The following is a 23056-nucleotide window of genomic DNA, read 5'->3' as shown; positions in this document are numbered from 1 at the left end:
TTGTAAATTTCTTAGTAGAACGGATTTAAAGTAAAATATAATTCAACAATATAGTAGGGTATTTCTGCGTTGGGTTGTTATAAGATAAAGTTCCCCAAAACGAAATCTTAAACCAATGAATACTTTCTTTACTGTTTTAATATTGCTACTTGCCCTTAATCTTTGCCTATTGTTGATAAGTGTTAACAGAACAAAATAAAAAAGCCTCCATAAATGGAAGCTTTTTTTATTTATTAGCTGTTCATGCTATTTTACCTGCATTAACTCCACATCAAAGATTAAAGTTGCATCTGGTGGAATAACCCCACCAGCGCCAGCACTTCCGTAAGCCAAATGTGAAGGAATTACAAAACGAGCTTTGTCTCCCACTTTTAACAGTGCGATACCTTCATCCCATCCTGAGATTACCTGTCCCACACCCAAAGTAAAATCAATGGGTTGATTTCTACTATAGGAAGAATCAAATACCTGTCCGTTGGGCAAGCTTCCTTCATAATGTACTGAAACCGTTTTTCCTTTTTCAGCTTTGGTTCCACTACCCTGCTGAATCATTTTGTAGCGCAGTCCACTTTCTGTAGCATTAAACCCTGCTGCCAATTTCTCCATTTCTGCTTCTGCCAAGGCCTTTTGCTCGGCTATTCTCTTTTCCCTGGAGCCTTCAAATGTTCTAAACGCCTCAATGGCATTCCATCCTTCAGCCTCAGCTCCTACTCTCACTATCTCAAGTGTCTCAATGGCATCGTTTTGGGCAATGGTATCCACAACCTCTTGTCCACTTTCCACATGACCAAACACCGTATGCTTATTGTCCAACCAAGGTGTGGGAACATGGGTTATAAAAAATTGACTGCCATTGGTTCCCGGTCCGGCATTAGCCATAGATAATACCCCTGGGCCTTCGTGTGTCAGTTCTGGATGGAACTCATCATCAAACTTATACCCGGCATCGCCAGTTCCTGTTCCTTGTGGACATCCCCCTTGAATCATAAAATCTGGGATAACACGATGAAATTTTAACCCGTCATAATAGGGTTTTCCCTGAGGTTTTACAGCGTTTTCCATATTCCCTTCGGCCAAGGCCACAAAGTTACCCACAGTTCCCGGGGTTTTATCATGGGTCAATTTTACTAAAATCTCTCCTTTTGTTGTATTGAATTTTGCGTAGATTCCTTCTTGCATTGTTTTGATTATAAGATGAATCGATTACTCGATCATTGATTTTTTAAGGCAGCAAAGGTAACTCTTTTGGATTGTAGGGAAAAGTATTTTGGGGTTTCAAAAAAGCCCTAGAGCATATCTAATGGACTTTGGATATTTTTAATACTGTGATGGGTGACCTTAGTATATATTTGGGTTGTTTTTACGGAGTTATGCCCCAATAATTCTTGAATAAACCGCATATCGGCACCGGCCTCGAGCAAGTGTGTTGCATAACTATGGCGAAGGCCATGAATACCAATTTGCTTGCGGATCCCCGCTTTTACCATGGCGCGTTTAAAAACTTGTTGAAGACTTGATTTTGTGTAAGGCCCACCATATTGACCTTCGAGCAGGTATTCCGATGGCTTGTAAGCAGCGTAGTATTTTCTTAACAAGGGAAGCAATGTTCTGGGCAACGGAACGTAGCGGTCTTTCTTCCCCTTGGCACCTCGCACATGTACCATCATACGTTCACTGTCAACATCAACAACCTTAAGGTTTACAACTTCTGAAACTCTAAGCCCCATTCCATATGAAAGTTGCAATCCTACGAGATGTTTTAGGTTTTTGGTAACCTTGAACAGTCTTTTTACTTCCGATTTGCTCAGCATTTTTGGTAAGGTTAAAGGCTTTTTGGGCCTTGGAATATCAAAAAACATCTTGGGCCTATGCAATACATGTTCAAAAAAGAATTTAATCGCATTGATCTTTCCATTAATTTTTCGCTCTCCCATTTTCTCTCTGTTGATACAGAACAAAAAATAGTCCTTAAGTCTTTTAGGGTTAAGATTCAGGACAGGGTAGTTTCCCAATAGCTTTAGGAGGTGTTCAAATTCAGCGAGATAGATACGTACTGTACTTTGGCTATACCTTCTTAGCTTTAGCTGCTCTTGCATTTTTAGGTATGCCTGTTGATTTATCGGATGTATTTTCCCTATCTTTTTTACGGTATTTGATTTTGAAGCCATGTGCAGTTCTCGCCTAACCGAGGGGAGGTCTGGCAAATACCATGCTTTTTTTGTAGCACTCCATTTTACAGCGGGAAATCTTTTGCGCAATGCCGTCTGCAGCTGTTTGTTATACTTAAAACTTATTAGGATTACTTTTTTGCCTCGATGCTCGCTTGTTTGGAAAATGTAGTGAGATAAATCCATGTAGGTATTTTATATAACGAGGCAACCAAATCTACAAAATGTTATACAAAACACCTGATATAAATTTGTTTGCAATCACTTTGCTGGCCTAACATTTATGTATAAATGCTATCTTAGAGGCAACTAACGTAAATACAGACTTATTTACGTGTTACCACATATTTTGAAAAGAAAAGTTCTAATCATATTCATAACCCTGATTATCTGTGGGATTGGCTTTGTGATTTATTCAAACAAAAAAATTGAGGGAGTTTGGATAAATCATTACAACACAAGTGTTTCGACCGACTATTTTTCTCCAGGTCGTGACGTACTGAAAATAAAAAATCAAACTTTTCATTCCTATAATCATCAGGCAAATGGTGGACTTATAAAAGAAAAGTATTTCCTTATTGGTAAATCTCTAAGACTATGGCCAAAGGATTCAACAGATTATACATTACCAAAGGTATTTGTTAATCGGGACAGTCTGTTTTTCGAATTTTATAACGAGCATAGAAGGATTTACAAAAAAATTCCAGATTCATTGAAAAACAATTCATATTTCAAATTGGATTTTACCAACAAAGCCTTTCGATTGGAGTCTGAAAAAGGTATTGACACAAACTATTTTGACTCGAAGTTAACGTATTATCGCCGAAAGGACCATCCACATATTGATTGGTATACTGGAGGCTGGGAAACTGTCTCTATTGACAACTATGACTTTTTATTATTGGCAGACGCAACACCAGTTATTATAAAGGAAAATAATGGGAATGTTTTACTATATGTTCTCGATGAAAAGAATAAATTACTGAAAATAAAGCTAGTTGAAATTCAACTGGACAGTACGGACTTAAAAAGCTTAGCACGACACAAAAAATATTATGTTGACCGTTAAAAACATGTGGTAACACGGTGTATAATTAATTGCGGGCGGATTTCCCAAAATGGAAATCCTTGCAATCAATTATCTTTAAGTCACAGCGGACATTTTCCGTTGGAGAAGTCCGCAACTAATCATACACAAACCGTTGTACACAAGCTAAATGAACATTTACAGAATAATTATAAATCGGATTCTATTTCGCTTTCTTCCCATAATAGGGCTTTACATTTTTATCATTTACTACAAGGAAATAACCTTTGATAACATCCTAAAAAAGTTCGACTTTATGGACTGGATTGTAATTGGACTATTTGTGTTTTTCTGCTATGATTTGGTAAAACTTATCAATAAAGCGATGGAAAGGAAAAAAAAGCTCCGTCAAGCACAACTAAAGGACATTCCGACTCAAATTGATTTGCCAAATAAGTTGAACTTTTTAAATAAAAGGATTAGCATTAACGAAAAGAGCATTGATGTATTTTCAAAAAACAAGGTCATCCTTCATTTAAGTAAGGTCAAAAAGCAAATAGAACTTAGAAAATCAATGGGTAATAAAATATTGAAATTCAACGACATACATTTTGTATTTCTTGAATACAATCAATATGAAAAAGACACCTTAATAGACTCTTTTTCCTCTGGTTCATCGTATGACAAAAACGTTTGGAATAATTCAATAATGGCTATGCTCAAAAACGGACAACAAGTAAAGCTTTTTGAAGCTAAACTGGAGGAAACCAATTATGAACAATTGGTCGATTATCAAATATCGGGTAAATACGAAGAGAAATCATACTTAGAGAATGGAAAAAAAATAGTACGTCTTTTTAGTCACTATACGAACAAAAAATATTTGATAGTAAATAACACTGTATAGAAAGCCAGTGTACAACACAACCTATAAACAATACGGACTTCGTGCTTAATCGCAGGGTTTGTGTATTTTTATGATGTCCGCAAAATCTTTTGGATTTTGCTTTTTAGTGGGACAAAGAAAAAAACAAAACCAAAAGATTTCGTTATGTGCGTGGTGGAAAGCAAACGCTAGTTTGCTCCCGTACTGTTCATAGCTAAACCGATGGTGTAGCATTCGCCTGCGGCGAACAAAATTGCTACATCTCACTCACGTTCGATTCCCGCCCTTTTGCAAGGCTACACCATCGAGAGGGCTACACCAAATTGCCGAAACCGTAGGATAAGGGACCTATCCGCCAATATCGCCGCAACGGCGCTAAACAACGCAACACATCAACGGCTAAACGCAATTTGGAACGGCCACATCCGTATTTTACGATTTTATGTACCTTCGGTACAATATCAAAAAATCCAGGGCCGCACTGCGCGTAGCCCTCTCGTTGTGCATAATTTAACCAAACAAAAACGTGAAAAAAATATTCATCTTGACTCTACTCTCATTTTTCGGTTGTAAAAACGAACCAATCTGCACTGTAAATGAAAATAACGCTGGAAAAGAAATTTATGATTTAGACGAGGCAACTTGTTTCATTGCTTTAAAGCTGAACAAGAAAAAGTCCGACTTGAAATTGATTCGCAGTGCTCTAATTGCGGAGGAAAACTATATGAGTAAAATCGGACTGATAACAGAAAATCAGAATCCCGAAAGTGAACCTGAATCGAACGCAGAATTGGACATTAACCAAATGGCGGAATATGCTATGAATGAGGAAAAAGTTGAACTGACAAAAGACGAATTAATCGAAATCTATGACACCGAAATCGAATATTTAATGTTCATCGGAGTTGTGGTACAATAAAAACTATGCACAACAATGGCTATAATTAATACGGGCTTTGGTGCTTAATCCAAAGCTTAGTGTATTTTTATAAAGTCCGCCAAATCTTTTGATTTGGCTTTTAAAATGAAAAAATTAAAACAAAATAAAAAGTTTTGGCTAAGTGCTTTGTCGGAAATTAATCGCTAATCAATTCCCGTACTAATCATAGCCGAAGCCGTTAGCAAACATTTAAAATAAAAGATGAGCATATTTAAAAAACTATTTGGTGGTGAAAAACCAAAAGAAGAGTCTCAAATTGACAAGTCAAAATTCAATAAGATAGAGAAATCTGATTTTAGCGATTTTCAAGATTTGGTAGAACAGAATGCTGGACTTTCATTCGAGAAACAAATGATTTTTGGAGATGTTATTGGCTCAAGTGCTTGGGAACTAGATATGGGAAAAGGAAAAATCTTCTTTGGAGCTTTGGAATTGCCAATTCAAATAATCGGTTCATTGGCTTTCAATAATAACTCTTGGATGTGGGGGTGGGCAAATACGCAAAGTGGGATGCCGGAAAATTTGCTCAAACAATCTAATCAACTAAAGGAAATCGGAGAAAGTAAGAATATTCAAAAGTTAATTGATGGACAATACAACGTTGATGAAGGATTTGAACATAAAATTGGAATGTTAGCTTGCGGTTTATTTAAAGCTAAAAGCTACTATTGTGCAAATTATGGACAAGGGACACTTGTTGTGACTATCGACGACAATAAAATACCAGAAGTGGACAAAAATAGACTTGAAAAAATAATGACCAATTTTCCTCAATTAATTAGCGGAACAGATTTGAATCATAAAAACGCTTTCTTGAATTATTTAATCGACCGTGATTTTGAATTAAGTATTTCCGAAAATAAAATTGAAGGTTTAAGAAATAATAAAATTGTAGTAGCAGAATTTGATGAATTGGACAGATTGAAATCATTAAACGGAAAAATATAAAAAACGTTTGCTAACAATGGCTATAAGTAATTGCTTGTTCTCGCCTACTTCTGAAAATCCGCTAGAATTTTCAGCTTGGTGTGTACTTGTAAAATTAAGTGCTAAACCACGCAACTACTCATAGCCGAGACCGATGGTGTAGCATTCGCCTGCGGCGAACAAAATTGCTACATCTCACTCACGTTCGATTCCCGCCCTTTTGCAAGGCTACATCATCGAGAGGGCTACACCAAATTGCCGAAACCGTAGGATAAGGGACCTATCCGCCAATATCGCCGCAACGGCGCTAAACAACGCAACACATCAACGGCTAAACGCGATTTGGAACGGCCACATCCGTATTTTACGATTTTATGTACCTTCGGTACAATATCAAAAAATCCAGGGCCGCACTGCGCGTAGCCCTCTCGGTTGGCGGTAATTTGACAAACAAATGAAAATGGTTTTTACATATATCTATATTCTGACTTTACTGCTTTCATGTAACATGAAAAATGAACCAGTTTATACTCAATTAAAGCCGAATATCTATGAGATAAACAACCAATATTTCTATAGTGAAAAAGTTCACACATACCTAATCGTATTGGATGATAAAGTACTTCTCTTTGACATTCCGACCTATTCAAAAGAAATCAAAGACTTTATAACTTCCTTCGAGAAACCCGCTTATGCAATAATTTCACACGGTTCGTGTGGAATTTCCGACGGAACAGAATGGCAGAAAGAGATTGGGCTTAAAGTTTATGCTCATAAAGCAGACACGAATCATCCTTGGTTAAGAATGAAACCTGATGTCTTCTTCACAGAAATGTCGGAATTTGGAAAAAATATTGAAGTAATTCACACACCTGGACATAGTGCAGGAGCAGTTTGCATATTAGAAAAATCATCAAAGTCTTTATTTACTGGAGACACTTTCTATGGCAACAAGAATGGCGAGATTAGGGACTTTAACAAAGAAAATCCTGCTGATTATGAAAACCCATCGGACAGAATTGAAAGTTGTAAAAAACTATTGAACTATGATTTTGAAGATGTTTATCCGTTTCATTATGAAATAATAGATAAAGGTGGAAAAGAAAAATTGACGGAATATTTGAAAGATAAATAAAAACTGCCGCCAACACTGTGTATAAAACATAGCTAATAAATGCTAAATCGTAAGGTTTAATACTATTTGGAAAGGCCGCCAAATTTTTAATTTGGCTTTAAAACGAAAAAGTTAAAACAAAATATAAAAATTCGACTCTGTGTTAATCCGAAAAACTAGTGTCTTTTTATACGCTACATTTCATACACGAGACCGTTCGCTACAAGTTTAAATGAATATAGAGGAACTCGGAAAAAAAGAGTTGGAACTTTACTCAAGAATTAGCAACCTAAACGGAAGTATCGAAGATAAAAGCGATAAGGTTGTCTATTTTGGAATAACCAAAGATTACCGAGAAATTCACCAAGAATATTCTCGACTGGCGAAAAAGAATCTTGAAGCACTTAAACGGGGACTATTTATTATGTGGTATGCATTAACTGAGCCTGTCTGGTTATCCGGAATGGGAGAATTGGACTCTGAAGCTGAATTAAGGATTATTAAATTAATCGATAGGAGACTTAAAAGAGACGTCACAGATTACGAATTGGATTGGATGTTAGACTATTATTCTGACTGGGATTACGCTTTCGAAAAATTTAGCGCTTATAAAAATCTGCAAAATAGATTAAAAAGGAAATCAAAGACAGAATTGCCAGATGAAATTGATGTAAAAGAAATGGAAAGGAGAGGGCGAATGGGACTGTATTGGAATTCTTTGACAAATTTTAATAAATAAACAAACCTGTAGCTAACAAAGTGTATAGTTCATTGTTCCAATTTCACTAGCAACAACTTTCCATAATCTTTGTATATTTCGTTAGTGGTAATTTAAAAATGACGAAATCATACTCCGAAATATTGATAAGTAATGAACCTGACAGTGGTTTATTCAAATCACTTTCGGACAGATTGAGAACGGAATTTAAAGCAGAACTTATTGACAGAGTTGAAGACTTGGACTCAAAGTATTTTGATTTCAAAATCAAAGACAAAGTATTGACCTTGCACCTTCAAAATTACATTGGGATAACGCTTTTTCCTAAAGAACCGAATGACTCGACAGTCAAAGCCAACTTACTCGCTGAAACTGTCGGATTTAAACTCAAGTACTCTACTTCTGACTTTGACACTTGGGTAAAAATTAAACACCAAGCAGAAGCCGAAATAAATTACGTTCTAGAAAATGTGCAAGAAGCAAGGAGTGACAAAACTGACTATGAATTAACAACTTATCAAGATTATGCTAATTGCGAAGGACACGACCATTGCGAAATCTGCAATACAGTAATTTCTTGCAATGTAGATGAAAATGAATTCTACTCGACTCAAAGACATTCAATTTGTCCAGACTGTTTTAAAAAGTATGTGGAAAATGACAAATACGTAACTGAAATCGAACGACTTGAAAAAATAAAAAAATTACCGCCAACAAGGGCTATACACAATAAGGGGTTGGTTGCTAAATTGAAAAGTTGGTTTTCATAGCAAGTCCGCCAAATCGTTGATTTGGCTTTTAAAATGAATAAGATAAAACAAAATATAAAAATTCGACTCTGTGTTAATCCGAAAAACTAGTGTCTTTTTATACGCTACATTTCATACACGAGACCGTTGGCAGTAATTTTACAAAAAACACAGACTGATAATATGAAAGCTTTTTTAACTGTTATTTTCTGTTTCATAATATTTACAGGATGTAAAGATAATGACGAAATAGAAGAGAAAAAGGAAGTTAATACTAATCCCAAAGTATCAATTTTAGGAGTATTTCATTTTGCAGGAACATCAGACTACTCTTCTGTGGAGTTTGAAAGTCTTGAGTCCGAAAAGAGGCAACTGGAAATTAAAGAGGTCGTAGAAAAACTTAAAGACTTTAGGCCAACTAAAATTATGCTTGAATTCCCTGCCTATGATTCTCGATATTTAGATAGTTTATATACGGAAACTTTAAATGGGAATCATGACTATTCTATTAACGAAATAGAGCAATTGGGCTTTAGATTAGCAAAAGAATTAAATCATAGTAAGATTTATTCCATAGACCACAGACTTGATTTACCATTTGAAAAACTCATAAAGTTTGCTAAAAAAAATGACAAGAAAAGATTTGAAAATATGGTTGCTTCTATTGAGAAACAGGATAAAAAAGAATCAGATTACCTGGAAAAAAACTCAATATTAGAATACCTTATCTATCGTAATTCAAATGAAGAAGATATTAGAAACAAAGACCAGTATCTCAACAAGTCGGCAAAATTTGTTAACGATTCAAGCTATATAGGAGCTGAATTTGTGTCAAAATGGTGGGAGCGTAATATTTATATGATGACTAATATCGACAAGTGGTTAAACTCGAATGACAGGATTTTGGTTATAGTAGGAGCTGCTCACAGAGCGGTTCTAAAAGATTTTTATGAAGACAGAACTGATGTTGAGTATTTGGAAATAACCAATTTTTTGAAAAATAAAACTACTGCCAACAATGGTTATAAGTAATCGCTTGTTCTCGCCTGTTTCTGAAAATCCTTGCGGATTTTCAGTTTGGTGTATACTTGCAAAGTTAAGTGCAAAACCACGCAACTACTCATAGCCCTCTCGTTAGGCAATATTTCCAAATAAATGGAAAATACTAAATACAAAAGAATACAAGATTATCTAATATCAATTTTCGAACAAAGAGGTTTTGTCGCGGAAAGAAATCAAGACATATCGGATATAGATAATTTTATCATTCAATTCAAAAAGACCAATGATTTAAAAAAAGACTTGGTTCATGTAAGTGTACAATCAGACTCCAAAAGACACAATCTAGTTATTCTTTTTATTGCAAGAAAGAGAATAAACGATGTAGAGATCTATATTAATAATAAAAGACGAAAGTTACTTCAGGATTCGCGAGGAGAAAATTATACTATTCAAACCTTTAGTGGCTTTTTGGAAGATATAAGACTTATTCCCATTTCGGAAATTCAGAAGGATATAGAATTATTTTTAGATAGAATCCAAAAATTTGTAGAAAGCATTGTTCTAAAATCCTTAACTCGATACAAAACCATCCACCATTTGGAAGCGGCAGTAAACAAAGAAATAAATAATGCTAAGCCATTATGGGGCAATGTATTTTGGATTCAAAAAATTATAATTTCCAAGCTGTCAGACTCGGGCAATTATGAAATGTTGTTCAAATACATTATGGAGATGCATATGAAATGCTTAGAGCAAGAAGTGGACAACAATGAAAAAGAATACTATCAAAATTGTGTTGATGTTCTTTTAGAACTACGGGCAGAGTTACAAAATGTACAACCTTACAATATTGTGCTAAATTAATTTCAAAATTATTGATGAAAGTTTTACTAGAAAAAGATTGGTGTTATACACTTTACAGTAATAATGAGTCATACAGGTTAGAAGTCATATGTGGTTCGATAGCATTGTACGAATTAAAAATATTATTAAATCAGAAAGAAATAGAAAAGTTTTTGAACCATGGAGAATCATATATTATTGAATTGGCTGAGGATATTTCGAAAAATTCAACATCATATTTAAAACGATCAATTAAAAATTAATTTAAATGAAGAACATTGCCCAACAATGTATAACCGCAATTACCGCGGATTCGACTATGTTTCGACAAGCTCAGCACAGGCTAAAATCCACTCTGAATTGCTAACGCCAGTGCTAAACCGAATATTAACGCATATAAACCCGTAACTGACGGTTATAATAGACCGTTGTACATAACTTAAAGAAATCATGAAATCAAAACAATACATAAAAAATGGTGCGGGCGAAAATTACAATTATTCACAAGACCACTGCTTTATTAAACTGTCATCAAAAGATACGAATGGAGAATTATGTTTAATCGAAGACACTTTAAAACCAGGGTTTCATTTAAAGCGACATCATCATAAATTGATGACTGAGGTATTCTACATGTTGATTGGCGAGATGGAGCTTGTTTTTGATGATGAAACAATACTTCTAAAAGAAGGCGATACAATTACAGTTCCACCTAACGTATGGCATGAAGCCATTTGCAAGGATGGTGGAAAAATGCTTACTATCTTTAAAAATGGGCAATTTGATATTTTTCTAGAAGAACTTTCAAATATGACTGAAGCAGATTTCTCCAATGAGGAATTAATAAAATCAGTTTCTAACAAATATGATATTTACGAAGAGTAAAAAAAATGTACAACCCCGATTTATTTGCATAAGTTTATTTGTTCAAGGTGTTCATCAGTCGCTTTGATCCAGTTAGTAGATTCGACTACCGTTCGGCTTCGCCCAAGTGAATCCACTCTGAATTGCTATAGCCAATGCTAAACCGAAAAACAGTAACTTAAAATCCGTAACGGCCCGTTATAAAAACCGTTGGCAAAAAGCTAAAAATGGCACTCTTTTATGGTAGAATTAACAGAGGGAAAATCCAATGACGACTTTAAAATTGCTATTCAATTGTTTAAGAATATGCTGCTCAAATTGGGGTTGATTTGGAGTTTCAGAACTTCACTAATGAAATACAAAACATAGAAGTTCAATATTCAAGACCAAAAGGCATAATTTTCATTGCTAGAAATGATGAAAATTTGCCATTGGGTTGTTTTGGTATTAGGGTGCTGGAAGACTCAATTTGCGAACTGAAAAGAATGTTCTTAAAAAAAGAAGCCCGAGGACTTGGCCTCGGAAAACAAATGCTGGAAAAGGCAATTGAGGCCGCAAAGGAACTTGGGTATCAAAAAATGCGTTTGGATACATTGCCAACTATGAATGCAGCCATTGGACTTTATAAAAAAGTAGGGTTTTATGAAATTGAGCCATACCGATTTAACCCAATACAAGGGACAAAATATTTTGAACTAAGTCTGCACAAATAAAGCCTATATCGAACAAAACCTAAACATAATGCAGACTTTACAGCTAAAACCAAGGTCTGAGTATTTTTTATAAAGTCGCCAAATCTTTTGATTGGGTATTAAAAAAGAAAAAATAAAAGATTCGGCTTGTGTATCATCCGAAAATTATCGCTTATTTTCAGTGCTACTTTTTATATACGTGACCGCTAGGAAAAATCTTGAATCAGATGAGAAGAATACTTTTATCATTTTTGTTTTTTTGTATCGTACAATTTGTCGTGGCACAGAATGCATTTCAAAAAGCTTTTACTTCCAAAACTAGATCTACAAAAGAAAACATTCGCATAGAATTTTATGATGATTTAGGAAATTCGGGACACTTGCCTATTTCCATTATAAAAGGTAAACTGGAAGGACCGGTTTTCACCATTGTTGGCGGTGTTCACGGTTATGAATATCCACCAATTATTGCTACGCAAAAATTACTGCAGGAAATCAAGACGGAAGAGCTTAAAGGAACATTGATCATCATTCCAATTGCCAATATCGCTTCCTTTTACACACGAACCCCTTTTATTAATCCCCAAGATCAGAAAAATTTAAACAATGCCTTTCCTGGAAAAAAGAATGGTAGTATTACCGAACAAATAGCCTATTTTATGACTACTAATATTATTGCTTCAAGCGATGTTTTTCTAGATGTTCACGGTGGGGATGCTTGCGAAGACCTTATTCCTTTTGTATGCTATTACAACAACAAAAAAAAACCAGAGCAAACCGCCATAGCTAAGAAACTTTCTGAAAATAGTGGATTTGAATATGTTGTTTCCTATCCCTATACAATTTCGGATACTGAGCCGGCCAAGTATACTTTTAAGCAAGCGGTACAAGACGGAAAAACAGCTCTAAGTATTGAATGTGGCAAATTAGGGAACGTACAAAAAGAGAATGTCAATTTGATAAAAAAAGGGGTATATAATATGCTTGAAACAATGAATATGTATTCAAATGGATCTGGACCCCATAAGAATATTATTTATCGCAATAGCCAGACTTATATAAGGTCCAGTGTGAATGGCATTTTTCATAGCGACTATAAAGCTGGGGATAAGGTAAATACAAATGACGTTGTTGGTTATACTACTGATGAATTTGGTATTGTTCTAGAGGAATACAGATCATCTAACGATGGCATTATTTTGTATATGCTTGCCACGCCGCCAATAAATAGTGATGATACCGTAATGTGTATCAGCACTTATTTAGAAGACTAAACTTTTATAAAACATAGCTAATAAGTGCTAAACCAAAAGTTCGTACATATTTACAAAGACCGACAAATAGTTGATTTAGCTATTAAGAATAAAAAATGAAAAACAAAATGAAAAACTTGATTAAACTGATATTACTATTATCAGTGTCAGTTTCATATTCTCAAAAAGTATCTAGCGATTTAAATTATTTTCCTAAAGTAGAATTTAATGATAAAATTGTTGGAAGTACTATTGATGATAAGGGTACTACTTTTGAAAAAATAGTGCTGGATGGATTTGACTCAAAAATTCCATTTTATATCATAAAACCAAAAAATGGAAAAGAGGGGGAATTTGTAATACTTCTTCATGGTCTAACGGGTAATAAAGACAATTGGGTTGATCCAACAACCAGTCTATCTGAAAAATATGTAAAGCTTAAAGATTCATTATTGACACATGGATATTCGGTAATAATCCCTGATGCAAAATATCATGGAGAACGAAGTTATGAAGCGAACTTTGCTTCACCAGTAACTTTTTTTCCATTACAAGATTCTCAAAAAGTATATAATCTATTTTCCACAACGGTTAAGGATATCAGAATTATAATGGATTATATGCAATCTAGTTTAGGAAATACATCGACTACTTTTGACGTGATTGGTTATAGTATGGGTGGAATGATGGCAATACTTTTAAACTCGGTTGATGACAGATTGAATCGAGTTGTTGTTTGTGTAGCACCTTTGGATATTCAAAAAAATTCCAAAAGAATAGGAATGAACGAAGAGAATGCAAAAGGCTTGGATGCCATATCACCAAATAACTATGCCACAGTACAAAAAGCACCCATTTACTTGCTTATGGGAACCAAAGACGGTTGGTATACTAGAGAAGAAGCCCAAGATTTCTTTGATAAGATAACCATTAAAGACAAATCATTGAAATTCTACGAATCTGGACATTATCTGCCTGATGAGTTTATTTCAGAGGTAATTAAAAGTGTGACTAAAGAATAAAAACTCTGTGCAACAATAACTATAATTCATTTTGGGTTTGACTAAAGTTAAAAAAATGAACAAAAAAAGTATTACATCATTAGCAACGTTTTTAATCCTTTGTATTTCTCCACTACTAAATAGTTGTTTAAATACTACTAAGGAACCTGATAAAAAAGAAGCGACAAAATCCGTTTATGCAAGTGACATCATTCCATTTTTCAATCATTGGAATTTGATTTTAGGTGATGGGTCAAATGCCGGTAAGGCAATTGACTTTAAGCACGATGATTTCTTTTACACTGCGAATGATGGCAAAAGGAATTGGGTAGTTTATAAAGCCCCTAATGCAGGAGATACCCATGGAACTTCAAACAATACAAGGACTGAATTGGCCCAGGTAAAAAAATGGTCTCCTGAAACCGATGCTAAACTGACGGCTACGCTCAAAGTCATGAATGTATCAACAACGGGAGATGCCCGGGTAGCGGCATCATACGCCGTGGTTGTAGGTCAAATTCATAGCGCCGATGGACATGAGAACGAACCCCTTAAGATATTTTACAAGAAATTCCCAAGCCACACCAAAGGTTCCGTTTTTTGGCATTATGAAATAAATACCGCTGGTGATAACAATTCTGGAAGATGGGACTATTCAACAGCGGTTTGGGGCAATGACTTTTCTGTTGTTGGCACTGAAGAAAATACCTATCCAGAAGAACCTGAGGATGGTATCGCGCTAGGTGAGGAATTCAGTTATGAAATTGAGGTCAAGGACGGCATGATGAATTTGAAATTTATATGTGAAGGACATGAGACCAAATCGTTTACAAAAAACTTAATCGTATCAGACTATACAACAACTGCTGATATTCCTGAACAAACACAAAATTTGTTCGTGCCAATTGGTCAGGATGGGGTTGAGCGTGAAAATGCGTATGCCGATGAGGGGCTTTTTTTTAAGCTAGGTTCCTACAATCAGACCAATGGAAAATCTCCTGAAGTAAACAAGAACTGGTGTTCTGGTGCCGAAACGCATGGTGGTGATATTCAAAAGCAATACAAAGACGGTAACTACGCTGAAGTATGGTTTAAAACAGCAAGTATCTATGTAAGTGATGCTGCCGTGTCCAATGAAGGCTATTTCACCAAAAATGATTGAGTCTTATATAACACTGAAAGAATGGCAATCATCAGGCAACATTAAAATAGTAATTAGAACTATCCCTCATTTAAAAACAGTATGAAAATTAAAAATCTAATAATTACACTTCTCTTACTAGTAAGCTTCAGTTCTACGGCCCAAAATATTTTCAGGACAGTATGTAAAGGAGATTTGAAAAGATTGGATAGTCTTCTCCAACATAGTTCCATAAATATTCAAGATAACCGGGACAGGTCATTATTGCATTGGGCAATAGGGTGCAAAAAACCAGAAGTTTTCGATGCTCTGATTACTAAAGGGATTGATTTCAATATAGAGGACAATCAAAAGAGAACACCTTTGCATTTAGCAGTTAATTTTGAAAGTGAACACTGTTTTAATACGCTTCAAAATTTACAGACCGATAACTCTTGGATTGACAACTACGGACCAGTTTTACTGGAAAGCGCCGTTTTAAATAAAAGTGAATTATTTGTTGAAAAACTGGTGAAAATTGGAATTGACATCGACGCCAAAAATGAAAGGGGTAGTACACCTTTGGAGATAGCAAAACGGATAGAGGCAACTGAAATCTATACCTTGCTTTTGTCTTTGGGAGCAGATGAAAATTCAGTTCGCACCTTTACAATGAATGGTGCGTATATGGGGCAGAAACCACCAGAACTTATTCCAAGTATGTTTGCGCCAAACTTTATTTCTACAGAAGAATCAGAATTTGGTTCTTTTTTTAGTACAGATGGAACAGAGTTTTACCTTGGGGTAGATGTAAACGGTAAAAGTGAAATTCGATACTCTAAAATGATAGGTACGGAATGGAGCAAACCAAAAACTTTTCTTTCACATGAGCGCTATGGTTACAATGACCCTTTTCTCTCCAATGATGAAAATAGATTATACTTTATATCCGAAAGAGCTTTAGATGGGGTTGGCGATTTGAAAGATGTTGATATTTGGTATATCCAAAAGAATGACAAGACTTGGTCTGAGCCTATAAATGCAGGTCCAAACATAAACACAGACGGGAACGAATATTACATTTCGTTTACCAATGAGGACACAATGTATTTTTCATCCAATGGTCACAATTCAAAAAAAGATGACCATGATATCTATTACTCAAAAAATGTGGGTGGTATCTTTCAAAAATCAATTCCCCTTGGCGATGCAATCAATACACCCAATTATGAAGGAGATGTTTTTATTGCGCCAGATGAATCCTATATTATCTTCTGTTCAACCCGTGACGATGGATTTGGACAGGGCGATTTGTACATTAGTTTTAAAAATAGTGATGACAGTTGGACCACAGCAGTAAATATGGGAGAGCCTCTAAACACTAAAAATTATGAATATTGCCCTTTTGTAAGCAAGGACGGTAACTATTTGTTCTATACGAGTAACCAAGATATCTTTTGGGTAAGCACAGACATTATAAACGAGATTAAAAACAAAATGTAAAATCTTGTTGATTTACATGCTACGGAAAGTTAAGTTAGCCGCATTACCTTTGTTCTTATGAGAAAATTCCAGTACATATATGTTCTAATAGTGGTAGTATTAGTTACCTCCTGCAAACAAATTTCGACCAAAGCCGCCGAAATAAATGAAAAGACAGAAGTGTCAATAAAAGGCCAGATACTCCATGAAACCGAAAATTTGGTCATAACAAGGTTATCCAACCATATTTATACCCATATTTCCTATTTAGATACAGACGATTTTGGTAAAGTTGCCTGTAATGGAATGTTGGTAATTAACGAATCCAAGGCTGTTGTTTTTGATACACCAACTACAAATGAAGGTTCGCTAGAGTTACTGAATTTTGTTTCAAAAAATATGGCTAGCAAAATCATAGCAGTAATCCCTACTCATTTTCATTCCGATTGTTTTGGAGGTATAGAAGAGTTTGAAAAACAAAACATACAGTCCTATGCGCATAAACTTACCATAGAAATGCTTAAAAGCAGGCAACAGGACTTTCCACAATCAATACACGAATTTGATGAAGACTTTGTGCTAAGTCTTGGAGATAAAAAAGTTTATGCGGAATACTACGGAGAAGGACATACCAAAGACAATATTATTGGATATTTTCCTGAAGACAATGCCCTTTTTGGTGGATGTTTACTTAAAAGTGTCGGGGCTTCCAAGGGGTATCTTGGAGATGCCAATCTGGAACAGTGGTCAAAAACAGTAGAGAAAGTAAAATCCAAATACCCTAAAATAGAAATTGTAATCCCTGGACATGGGAAATGGGGTGGAACTGATTTGTTAGACTATACTATGGAACTATTTGAAAATCATTGAACCTAACAATATTGAAAACAGCACTTTACAACCTAATCTCGAGGGGTGATTTTGCTGCTTTTATCTTTATCAATTAGTATTCTTAACTTAACACCTTTGGTTAGGTAAATTGAATCAACATGAAAAAACATGTTACATCACTACTCCTCTTTCTTCTGTTTTTCATACAATTATGTGTATGCCAAAATGAGAAAACCATACCACTCAAAAATATGTACCCCTGGTGCATTGTCGCCTTTGATTCCATAGAGAGATCTCCTGCTGAACGAATACAGATGCTAAAAGACCTTGGGTTTTCCAAATATGCTTATGATTGGCGTAATAAGGACCTGGATGAAATGGAAAAAGAGCTTGACTTAGCAAAGGAAAACAGGATTGCGATTATTTCTGTTTGGTTTTGGCTGAATGCCAAAAGGGACTCCTTCGGTAAACTAAGTCCTGCAAATAATCGTGTTTTAGAGATCATAAAACGTTCAAAACTTAAAACAACCCTATGGTTAAGTTTTAGCCCAAACTTCTTTGAAGGCAAGACTCAAGAGGAATCAATGGGCCTCGCATTGGAGATGATCAAATTTATACATGCAAAGGCGAAAGAAATTGGTTGTAACGTAGCATTGTACAATCATAGAGGTTGGTTTGGCAATCCTTCCAATCAAGTTGAGCTTATAAAAATGCTTCCACAATGTAATTTGCGTATGGTGTATAACTTTCACCATGCCCATGAGTATTTGGATGATTTTCCGCAAATTGTAAAAAAGATAAAACCCTATTTAACCGCCGTTAATTTGAATGGCATGAGGAAGGAAGGCCCTAAAATCTTACCCATTGGAGAAGGTAATCAAGAAAAAGGTATGGTCAATATGCTTATCAATTCCGGATTTGAAGGTCCATGGGGTGTTTTGGGCCATGTGGAACATAAAGATGTACAATATGTCTTGGAGCAAAATATTAAAGGATTAAACATCCTAGAAATAAATTGGCCTCAAAACAGGAAAAAATAAAAATATCAGAAATATCTTCTTTGATTTGCATCAAAGTTTACACTGAGATTATGTGTATTTATCCCTTTATCTTCTTTGACGGTATTGTACCATATTTGTCCATCAAATACACTAAACTCGCCATAGTGGCCGCACCTAGCTCCAGTTCTCGCTTGTTTACATGTTCAAACGTATCGTTTTCAGCATGGTGATGGTCAAAATAGCGTTGAGAATCTGGTCGCAGCCCCGCCAAAACCAAATCTTGATCCATAAGTGGACGAATATCAGCACCGCTAAACCCTTTTACAAACATATGGATCAAATAAGGCTCGAAAAGGCTTTTCCAACTTTGTACTTGTTTTAGATTTTCTTCGGAACAGTTAAAAGAAAAACCTCTTGGAGTAAATCCGCCCGAATCACTTTCCAGCGCAAATACATGTTTTTCATTTTTTCTTCGAGCTACTTCGGCATATTTGTTTCCACCCCTGAGTCCATTTTCTTCATTCATAAACAAAACAACACGCAAGGTACGCTTAGGTTTGTATCCTGTTTCCTTTAGCAAACGAAGTACATCCATACTCTGTACACATCCAGCACCATCATCATGGGAACCATCCCCCAAATCCCAAGAATCCAAATGTCCGCCAACAATCATTACCTCATTGGGGTATGTACTTCCCCTGATCTCACCTATAACATTATAAGATTCTACATCTTCGTATTGTTTGCAGCTTTGTCTAAAATGAAATTTGATATCTGGGTTTAAGGTAAGCGTAGTGCTCAATAACTCCGCTCCTTTGGTACTTATTGCAGCAGCAGGAATGCGATTTGAAACCGGGGTATCTCCATAACTCATTGAGCCAGTGTGTGGATAATCGTCCAAGCGTAAATTCATGGAACGGACTATAACCCCCAAAGCGCCATATTTCCCTGCTTCCGCCGCACCGGAATATCTCTGGTCCACACAACCTGAATATGCAGCAAATGTGCTTATTTGGGTGGCATCCATTGGTCTATTGTAAAACACTATTTTACCAGCTATCTTTTCTTCCCCCAGTTTTTCAAGATCTTCTATTCCTTTTACTTCAATAATACTGGCTTTGAGACCTCCGTCCGGTGTTGCCACGGACCCTCCAAGTGCACAAATGGGAACATTTGTGGTAAGTCCAGGTTTGGTTTCTATATAAGCAAATTCAGGAGTGCCCCTTACCCACTTTGGAACCATAACGGGCTGTAACCAAACCCTATCCAACCCTAAAGAATCAAGTTGGCCTTTGGTATAATCAACTGCCTGTTGTGCCTGAACGGATCCCGAAAGACGACCTCCAATTTGATTGGAAAGGTAATTTAACCAATCGTATGCTTTGCCGTTGGTCAAAGCATGGTCATAAATTAACTTGATTTGTTTTTCATCATCTGATTGTGAAAAAAATGGGGTACTGACCAATAAAATGGCTAGGAGTAAGGCTATTCTCATTCGGTTTCTTTTTCCAATTCTTGTTTAAAGCTTTCTAATTTAGCTTTTATTTTTTCTTCGAGCTCTGGTTCGGCAATATCTTTGTGTTTTTTTAACGATTCCAATAGAATTGATGCAACTATGACCCTGGCTGCCTTTTTGTTGTCTGCCGGAATTACAAACCAAGGTGCATGGGGTTGAGAAGTTTTATTAATAGCCTCTTCATAACATTCTTGATACTTATCCCATAATTTGCGCTCTTTTAGGTCCCCTGGGGAGAATTTCCAATTTTTTTCCTTTAGCCGTAACCTTCGCAACAATCGTTGTCGTTGTTCTTCTTTGGATAGATGTAGAAAAAATTTAAAGATTAGAGTGCCGTTTTCGGCAATATGCCTTTCAAAATCATTGATTTGTCGGTATCGATTTTCCCAAAATGCTTCATTTATATCTGAAACTGAATCAACTCCCGGGATATTCTCACCCAAAATATAGGAAGGATGTACTTTGGTCACCAATACATTTTCGTAATGTGTTCTATTAAAAACACTGAACTTACCTCTCGCAGGTAATGCAATATAGTGACGCCATAGATAATCATGCTTCAATTCCAATTCAGTGGGTACCTTAAAACTGTGGACTTGCACTCCCCTGACATTAAAATCCTTGAAAACCTCTCGAATAAGACTATCCTTGCCCGAAGTGTCCATTCCCTGCAAGCAAACCAAAACACCGTATTTTCCATGGGCATACAACTTGTCCTGAAATTTGCCCAAATCTTCTCGAATTTCCTCCAAATTCTTTTTGAGCTCCTTATCTGTACTATTAAAATTTTCAAATGTGCTTTTTTCCGAAAGTTTTGTAGCGTTTTTCGCCTTGTATAGGTCGATTTTTATGTTTTCCATAGGACTGAATATACCTTTTTTTACCCATTTTTTCAATCATCGACACAAAACTACCATTCAACGATACTTTTTACGTTTTATAGTTTTAGATCGTTCTTTATCGATTTTTTTTCAACTTAACCCAATCCCCAACGTAATTTAGAGAGAATAACAAGACGCAAAGTCCCAAATCTAGCGTTATGAAAAAAAATAAGATTATTCTCTTTATAGTCTTTATAATAGGTGTAATTAGTCTATTAATACTGTCTTCTTTTATATCTCGCAGTGCATGTGAGTACGCGAATTCCAATATTGAATACATAAAAAATCAAATGCAGGAAGCAGTTGTTGCCAATGATTTTGAAATGTCAAAGTATTATGCTTATAAGGCCATAAATGGAATTGAAAAGACGAGACTCAACTTTATAGATTGTGGTTGCCAAGGAACTATTGAAAGCCTTGAAAAAGCACTTTACTATCTAAAAAAAGGTGCAAAAGAACCTACTTTAAAAGACGCCAAAAAATATTTACATATCGCTCTGGAGAGTACGACTATTGGTATTAATGTCCTCAAAGAATTTGAACAGGATTTCTCTAGCCCCTATGGTAACAACGTATTAGTTCTAAATACCAAGGATGCCTTAGAGCACCAAACTGATGATCCTATGCCTCATGGCGAACATCTACGAACACATGTGCACAATTGCTTACTTGGATTTGAAAGCTCTCTTGACAAAGTGGTAAATGAAGTACCGTGTAAGGAGGCTCAAGCGTTTATCTCAAAAATACATGAGGAAGCTCGATTAAAATTAATGAACGTAGGTTTGTCAGAGCCAAAAAAACAATATCACCAACGCGTTAAGACAATAGCAGAAGATGCACTTTTGCAGTTAGGTGATTGTTCTTTGGATTAATTTATTTACTGGCAAATAATTTTACATCTTCCTCAGAAACTTCTTTGCCTCCCAATATGATTAACCGCTCCACAACATTGCGGAGTTCACGAACATTTCCTGTCCAATCATATCCTTTTAAAAGTTGGATTGCCTTTTTTGAAAATTCTTTTGGTGAAGTACCTTGCTCTGAAGCTATTTTTTTTGAAAAATGGTCAATCAATATGGGAATATCATCCCTCCTTTCATTTAATGCGGGTACCTTTATCAAAATTACCGCCAAACGGTGATACAGATCCTCTCGAAACTTACCATCTTCAATTTCCTTTTTTAAATCCTTGTTGGTCGCGGCCAGAACCCTAACATCTACCTTAATATCTTTATCGGAACCAACCCTGGAAATTTTATTTTCCTGCAATGCTCTCAAAACCTTCGCTTGGGCCGATAGGCTCATGTCTCCAATCTCATCTAAAAAAATTGTGCCCTTATTTGCTGCTTCAAATTTACCTGCCCTATCCTTCACTGCCGATGTAAATGCACCTTTAACATGTCCAAAAAGTTCACTTTCAATTAATTCTGATGGAATTGCAGCGCAATTAACCTCTATAAATGGAGCGGAATAACGAGGACTTTTCTCATGTAACCAGTGCGCAACCAATTCTTTTCCTGTTCCGTTGGAACCGGTAATCAAAACTCGAGCATCTGTAGGAGCCACCTTCTCTATCATATCTTTAATGACTTCTATGGAGTCACTTTCCCCAACCATTTCATAATTTTTGGAAACCTTCTTTTTTAGGATTTTATTCTCAACCTCCAATTCCTTGCGATCAAGGGCATTACGTACCGTTGTCAACAATCGGTTTAAATCTGGTGGTTTGGATATATAGTCAAAGGCCCCTAGGCGCATAGTGTTCACGGCTGTATCCAAATCGCCATGACCGGAAATCATGATAAAAGGAATTTCTGGTTTTATCTTCCGAGCCGCCTCAAGTACCTCAACTCCATCCATTTTTGGCATTTTAATATCGCACAACACCAAATCAAAGTCTTCTTTTTTAACTGCTTCAATACCCTTTAGGCCATCCTCAGCTTCCTGTACATTATAGGTATCGCTTTCCTCACTCAATATTTTTACCAAAACCCTTCTAATGGCGGATTCATCCTCTATTACCAAAATTTTTGACATACTT

General features: G+C 35.8%; 23 protein-coding genes. 18 read left to right on the top strand and 5 right to left on the bottom strand.

The genetic code is table 11. The features are described from left to right. Window positions 1-246: 246 nt before the first annotated feature. Together AAY42_RS17685 and AAY42_RS17680 are read right to left on the bottom strand one after the other, a co-directional pair. Window positions 247-1179, bottom strand: a complete 933-nt coding sequence (locus tag AAY42_RS17685; RefSeq protein WP_055397607.1) for a peptidylprolyl isomerase — start codon at window positions 1177-1179, stop codon at window positions 247-249. 107 nt (window positions 1180-1286) lie between these two features. After that, window positions 1287-2354, bottom strand: coding sequence for a tyrosine-type recombinase/integrase (locus AAY42_RS17680; RefSeq protein ID WP_055397605.1), 1068 nt, complete (start codon window positions 2352-2354; stop codon window positions 1287-1289). A 163-nt stretch (window positions 2355-2517) separates the two neighbouring features. On the opposite strand from AAY42_RS17680, the gene AAY42_RS17675 reads away from it, so the two are divergent. The 17 genes from AAY42_RS17675 to AAY42_RS17590 all read left to right on the top strand — a co-directional run bounded on the left by AAY42_RS17675 (window position 2518) and on the right by AAY42_RS17590 (window position 18657). Then, window positions 2518-3237, top strand: a complete 720-nt coding sequence (locus AAY42_RS17675; protein ID WP_055396627.1) for a hypothetical protein — start codon at window positions 2518-2520, stop codon at window positions 3235-3237. A 274-nt stretch (window positions 3238-3511) separates the two neighbouring features. Continuing rightward, on the top strand, window positions 3512-4102 hold the full coding sequence (locus AAY42_RS17670) for a hypothetical protein (RefSeq protein ID WP_055397603.1): 591 nt from the start codon (window positions 3512-3514) through the stop codon (window positions 4100-4102). A gap of 505 nt (window positions 4103-4607) precedes the next feature. Further along, complete coding sequence (locus AAY42_RS17665) at window positions 4608-5000, top strand: hypothetical protein (RefSeq protein ID WP_055397601.1); 393 nt, start codon at window positions 4608-4610, stop codon at window positions 4998-5000. Window positions 5001-5222: 222 nt separating this feature from the next. Continuing rightward, entirely contained in the window at window positions 5223-5969 is a 747-nt protein-coding gene (locus tag AAY42_RS17660) for a DUF6882 domain-containing protein (protein ID WP_055397599.1), read from the top strand. 487 nt (window positions 5970-6456) lie between these two features. Next, window positions 6457-7083, top strand: a complete 627-nt coding sequence (locus AAY42_RS17655) for an MBL fold metallo-hydrolase (RefSeq protein WP_175288785.1) — start codon at window positions 6457-6459, stop codon at window positions 7081-7083. Between the two features lie 211 nt (window positions 7084-7294). Continuing rightward, window positions 7295-7801: a hypothetical protein gene (locus AAY42_RS17650; protein WP_055397595.1), complete on the top strand. Its 507-nt coding sequence runs from the start codon at window positions 7295-7297 to the stop codon at window positions 7799-7801. A 98-nt stretch (window positions 7802-7899) separates the two neighbouring features. Then, a complete protein-coding gene (locus AAY42_RS17645) occupies window positions 7900-8550 on the top strand; it encodes a hypothetical protein (protein ID WP_055397593.1) in 651 nt (216 codons plus the stop codon). 126 nt (window positions 8551-8676) lie between these two features. Continuing rightward, window positions 8677-9561, top strand: coding sequence for a DUF5694 domain-containing protein (locus AAY42_RS18360; protein WP_175288784.1), 885 nt, complete (start codon window positions 8677-8679; stop codon window positions 9559-9561). Between the two features lie 123 nt (window positions 9562-9684). Beyond that, window positions 9685-10395, top strand: coding sequence for a hypothetical protein (locus tag AAY42_RS17635; RefSeq protein WP_055397589.1), 711 nt, complete (start codon window positions 9685-9687; stop codon window positions 10393-10395). A gap of 429 nt (window positions 10396-10824) precedes the next feature. After that, complete coding sequence (locus tag AAY42_RS17625) at window positions 10825-11259, top strand: cupin domain-containing protein (protein WP_055397585.1); 435 nt, start codon at window positions 10825-10827, stop codon at window positions 11257-11259. A gap of 308 nt (window positions 11260-11567) precedes the next feature. After that, window positions 11568-11951 carry a GNAT family N-acetyltransferase gene (locus tag AAY42_RS17620; RefSeq protein ID WP_055397583.1) on the top strand — a complete coding sequence of 128 codons (384 nt, stop codon included), beginning with the start codon at window positions 11568-11570 and terminating at the stop codon, window positions 11949-11951. A gap of 206 nt (window positions 11952-12157) precedes the next feature. Continuing rightward, window positions 12158-13204 (top strand): M14 family metallopeptidase, encoded by a 1047-nt coding sequence (locus AAY42_RS17615; RefSeq protein ID WP_055397581.1) that lies wholly within the window; start codon window positions 12158-12160, stop codon window positions 13202-13204. Window positions 13205-13311: 107 nt separating this feature from the next. Then, window positions 13312-14205 (top strand): alpha/beta hydrolase family protein, encoded by an 894-nt coding sequence (locus AAY42_RS17610; protein WP_175288783.1) that lies wholly within the window; start codon window positions 13312-13314, stop codon window positions 14203-14205. 55 nt (window positions 14206-14260) lie between these two features. Further along, the gene (locus tag AAY42_RS17605; protein WP_055397577.1) at window positions 14261-15346 is read left to right on the top strand and encodes a polysaccharide lyase family 7 protein; all 1086 of its coding nucleotides are present in this window, start codon (window positions 14261-14263) and stop codon (window positions 15344-15346) included. Between the two features lie 81 nt (window positions 15347-15427). Beyond that, window positions 15428-16807 carry an ankyrin repeat domain-containing protein gene (locus AAY42_RS18010; RefSeq protein ID WP_082433516.1) on the top strand — a complete coding sequence of 460 codons (1380 nt, stop codon included), beginning with the start codon at window positions 15428-15430 and terminating at the stop codon, window positions 16805-16807. A 57-nt stretch (window positions 16808-16864) separates the two neighbouring features. Then, the gene (bla, locus tag AAY42_RS17595; protein WP_082433514.1) at window positions 16865-17656 is read left to right on the top strand and encodes a subclass B1 metallo-beta-lactamase; all 792 of its coding nucleotides are present in this window, start codon (window positions 16865-16867) and stop codon (window positions 17654-17656) included. A 212-nt stretch (window positions 17657-17868) separates the two neighbouring features. Continuing rightward, a complete protein-coding gene (locus AAY42_RS17590) occupies window positions 17869-18657 on the top strand; it encodes a sugar phosphate isomerase/epimerase family protein (RefSeq protein ID WP_175288782.1) in 789 nt (262 codons plus the stop codon). Between the two features lie 58 nt (window positions 18658-18715). On the opposite strand, the gene AAY42_RS17585 is transcribed toward AAY42_RS17590, so the two are convergent. Next, window positions 18716-20113: a M20/M25/M40 family metallo-hydrolase gene (locus AAY42_RS17585; RefSeq protein ID WP_055397573.1), complete on the bottom strand. Its 1398-nt coding sequence runs from the start codon at window positions 20111-20113 to the stop codon at window positions 18716-18718. Continuing rightward, the gene (locus AAY42_RS17580) at window positions 20110-20994 is read right to left on the bottom strand and encodes a PPK2 family polyphosphate kinase (protein ID WP_055398045.1); all 885 of its coding nucleotides are present in this window, start codon (window positions 20992-20994) and stop codon (window positions 20110-20112) included. Before AAY42_RS17580 ends, AAY42_RS17585 begins: the two co-directional genes overlap by 4 nt. A gap of 179 nt (window positions 20995-21173) precedes the next feature. On the opposite strand from AAY42_RS17580, the gene AAY42_RS17575 reads away from it, so the two are divergent. Beyond that, window positions 21174-21887 (top strand): hypothetical protein, encoded by a 714-nt coding sequence (locus tag AAY42_RS17575; protein WP_139063767.1) that lies wholly within the window; start codon window positions 21174-21176, stop codon window positions 21885-21887. A 1-nt stretch (window position 21888) separates the two neighbouring features. Here the strand turns inward: AAY42_RS17575 and AAY42_RS17570 are convergent, their stop codons facing one another. Continuing rightward, window positions 21889-23052 (bottom strand): sigma-54-dependent transcriptional regulator, encoded by a 1164-nt coding sequence (locus tag AAY42_RS17570; RefSeq protein ID WP_055397570.1) that lies wholly within the window; start codon window positions 23050-23052, stop codon window positions 21889-21891. Between the last annotated feature and the right edge of the window lie 4 nt (window positions 23053-23056).

Origin of the sequence: Flagellimonas eckloniae, assembly GCF_001413955.1 — a bacterium.
GTDB classification, from domain to species: Bacteria; Bacteroidota; Bacteroidia; order Flavobacteriales; family Flavobacteriaceae; genus Flagellimonas; species Flagellimonas eckloniae.
This window is presented reverse-complemented; position numbering and strand designations above follow the sequence as displayed.